We start from the raw sequence: 2972 nt of genomic DNA on the forward strand, positions 1-2972 counted from the left end.
GTACGCATTCAGAAGGAATGGGCCTGATCGGTGACGGTCGGTGAGAGTGGCTGGTCAGGTGGTCTGTGCGATGGGTGGCATCCAGAGTTTGCCGGTGAAGGCGCGGTGGATGGCCTCGAAGGTGGTCAGGCCGTGCTTGCGGGCGGAGTCGAGGTAGGAGCGCACGGCGAGCCAGGCCGTCGCGCCCGTGTCGGACTGATGGCAGCCGGAGATCTTCAGCTGGGTCTTGACCGGACGCAGGGCCCGTTCGCCGCAGTTGTTGGTGAACGGCACGTGCCGGGGATCGTCGGCGAAGCGCAGGACGTCGTGGGCCTGATCGCGAAGCCGGGTCAGGAGGTTGTGGGCCGGGCTCTGCTTCCGGCCCGGCACTTTGGGATGGAGACTGAGCCCGACCTTGATGCCCTGGTGGAACGCTTCGCAGTGCAGCAGGAGCGCACCGGGGGTGATCTCGGCGGTCTCCTGGTTCCGGACGCGTACGGCCTGGGTGTTCAGTCCGGCCAGGGCCCAGCGGATCTGCTGGTGCCACTTCTGGTCGGGAAAGTCCTCTTCGGCGGCGGTCAGTTCGCGGATCAGGTGGGCTCCGCACAGCTGATGGGTGCAGGAGTCGTAGCCGGCATACAGGGACAGTGAGTCGTGGACCAGGACGCCCCGGTAGTGCGGGAGCACCTTGCCGGCATCTGCTCCGGCGCGCGAGCGCGGGGCGAGGTGGAGCAGGGTGAGGAAGTCGGTGCAGGCCACGTGGAGCCAGCGCCGGGTGGTGCCGATGCGGGTGGTGGTCTCATCCGCGTGGAGCACGTGTCCCATGATCAGCAGGGCACGGATCAGGTTCAGACAGTCCTCGACCAGGCCGGCGGCCTCGGGGAGCAGAGAGGCGACCCAGCCGGTGGAGACCTCGGCCCCGGTCACGTCCCGGATCAGGATCGTGGTCCGCTCGACGGGGATGTGCTGGAAGACCAGCAGGTAGACGGCCAGGGCACGCAGGTTGGGGCCATAGGAGGAGGGCGATCGGGCGACCTGGCCGGGCATCGGCGAGGCGGTCACCGTCCCGCACGCGCACCGGCAGCGATGGGCCCGGTGCTCGGTCACCTTCACCGTGGTCAGCGGGATGTCACGGACCTGACGGCGCTCGAAGCCGATGCTGTCGTCCTCGCCCAGCGCCCGGCCGCACCCGGTGCAGGCCGCTGGAAGGTGGTCCTCGGTGACATCGGGATCAGCGACCATGCACAGCCCAGATCCGTCGGCACCCGGCTGGCGTCCCCGCTTGCGGCCGCTCTTCGGTACCGGCTTCTTCTCCGGCCGACCGAAGGTGTCCGAGGACGGTGGCATCGAGGAGTTCCCCGAGTTCCGGCCAAGCCGCCGCTCCAGCTCTGCCACCCGCGCCGTCAACCGCTCATTCGCCGCGGCCAGCTCCTCGTTCTGTCGCTGGAGCAGCCCGATCACCGTGAGGAGGTCCTCACGCGACGCAGACTCCCACCCCGACGACATGACCACGGATCCTGCCGCACCCACCCGCAACCTGTCACATCGTCAGACAGCGAAGCCGATCACGACCTGCTGAATGCTTACGTCAGGTCAGCGCCATAAAGGTCAGACGCACATACGATCAATCGATTCACCGATCTCATTTAAATCCCTCCGTAGCGCCCTGGACATTTCATTCTTCACTCTCGCGACTTTCATACGTATGGAGCAACGTTTCGCTTTTCCGGTGCCCATGAACTGCTATGTTCTCCAACCGTCGGATCAGAGGTAACTTTTCAAGCGAGGTGAATCATGAAGAAGGCAGTTTTCACCACTGCGGCGTTGGCCATCGGTGCGGGTCTTGTGGGCGGCTCCGCCGTCGCGGCATCGGCCGCCGGAGGTTCGGGTACGGCCCCGGCTCCGCTCGGTCTCATGTCCCCGACCAAGGTGTCTCCGGCTGTCGTGCCGGCGGCCGACACTGTGACGCAGTTGGTCCGTGAAGGCGGAGTCGGAAAGGGCAGCGCGTTCGACAAGAACAGCTCTGGCGGAATGTCCGGAATTTATCTGGATGGAATGGACCCGGACGCCGCCAAGAAGCCCACGATTCCGGTGAAGAACCCGGCCGGAAAGGGTTCCGTACAGGTCCACCCGCTGCATGCGCCGACCGCCGCGGGGCTCGGCACCATGCTGAGCAAGTGAAAGCGTGCGAGTCGGCCGTACCGGCGAAAGCCCTATGGCTGGGCCTGGAATTCTGAGACTCTGATCCGGTTCTCGGCAGCCGGAGACCGACGGCCGGCCCAGATACTGGATCCGGCCCCGCAGCTCCACCTCCGCATAGGGCGGGCCCGCAAGCCCGCTGGCACCCGCGAACCAACTGTCCGGCCCACCGGCCCTCACCCTGCCGGTGGGCCGGACGCACGTTTCCGGTATCGCCGTGCGGATTCCACCTCAGTTCCCGCCCGCCCGGGACGCTTCCCCATGAATGCGAAAGAAAGCCGGGCGAACACCGGCGGGCTGCCCACGTTGCGCCATCCGATGGAATCTGCCCGCGTTTGAATGTTCACACCGTGACTTATGCACAGTTATATGGGTTTCCTGGTACGTAAGCGTGCGCAACCGTGAATTCAGGAAGGAATCGAGTTGTCCAAGAAGTTCGCGGTCATCACGGCCCTCGCCCTCAGCACCGTCGTCGGCAGCGCCGGCATTGCCACCGCTGACGGCGGCGGCAACAACACCACCGTCAAGGGCGGTGGCGGCTTCTCGACGTCCCCGGTCGTCGTGAACGAACCGCAGCAAGGCGTTCTCGTCGTCAACGGGACCGTCGTCGACGGCCGGTGCATCGCCCCGTGGTCCAACGGAGCCGTCGCCGGTGGCGTTCTCGCGACGAACTCTCACTACTCCGCCTGCAACACGGCCCCGATCGACCAGTCGCAGAACGCCCCGTACCTGGGCGGCCTGCTGTTCTGACCCCTGCTCCGAGCAATTCAGAGCAGGTAAACCCCACACGCAGC

Annotated in this window: 3 protein-coding genes; 2 read left to right on the top strand and 1 reads right to left on the bottom strand. The window is 66.0% G+C overall.

What is annotated here, in order from left to right; translation table 11 throughout:
* Nucleotides 1-54: 54 nt before the first annotated feature.
* A complete protein-coding gene (gene tnpC, locus GFH49_RS34930) occupies nucleotides 55-1485 on the bottom strand; it encodes an IS66 family transposase (RefSeq protein ID WP_155054304.1) in 1431 nt (476 codons plus the stop codon).
* Between the two features lie 288 nt (nucleotides 1486-1773).
* Between tnpC and GFH49_RS34935 the strand changes: the two genes are divergently transcribed.
* Nucleotides 1774-2160 (top strand): hypothetical protein, encoded by a 387-nt coding sequence (locus GFH49_RS34935; RefSeq protein WP_230396672.1) that lies wholly within the window; start codon nucleotides 1774-1776, stop codon nucleotides 2158-2160.
* A gap of 441 nt (nucleotides 2161-2601) precedes the next feature.
* The gene (locus GFH49_RS34940; protein ID WP_155060078.1) at nucleotides 2602-2928 is read left to right on the top strand and encodes a hypothetical protein; all 327 of its coding nucleotides are present in this window, start codon (nucleotides 2602-2604) and stop codon (nucleotides 2926-2928) included.
* Nucleotides 2929-2972: the final 44 nt, after the last annotated feature.

It is taken from the genome of Streptomyces blattellae, from assembly GCF_009709555.1.
Taxonomy (GTDB): Bacteria; Actinomycetota; Actinomycetes; order Streptomycetales; family Streptomycetaceae; genus Streptomyces; species Streptomyces blattellae.

What these genes read in the sequence shown, in the direction of transcription:
- tnpC (WP_155054304.1), bottom strand. Translation starts at nt 1,485, where the DNA reads ATGTCGTCGGGGTGGGAGTCTGCGTCGCGTGAGGACCTCCTCACGGTG.
- GFH49_RS34935 (WP_230396672.1), top strand. Translation starts at nt 1,774, where the DNA reads ATGAAGAAGGCAGTTTTCACCACTGCGGCGTTGGCCATCGGTGCGGGT.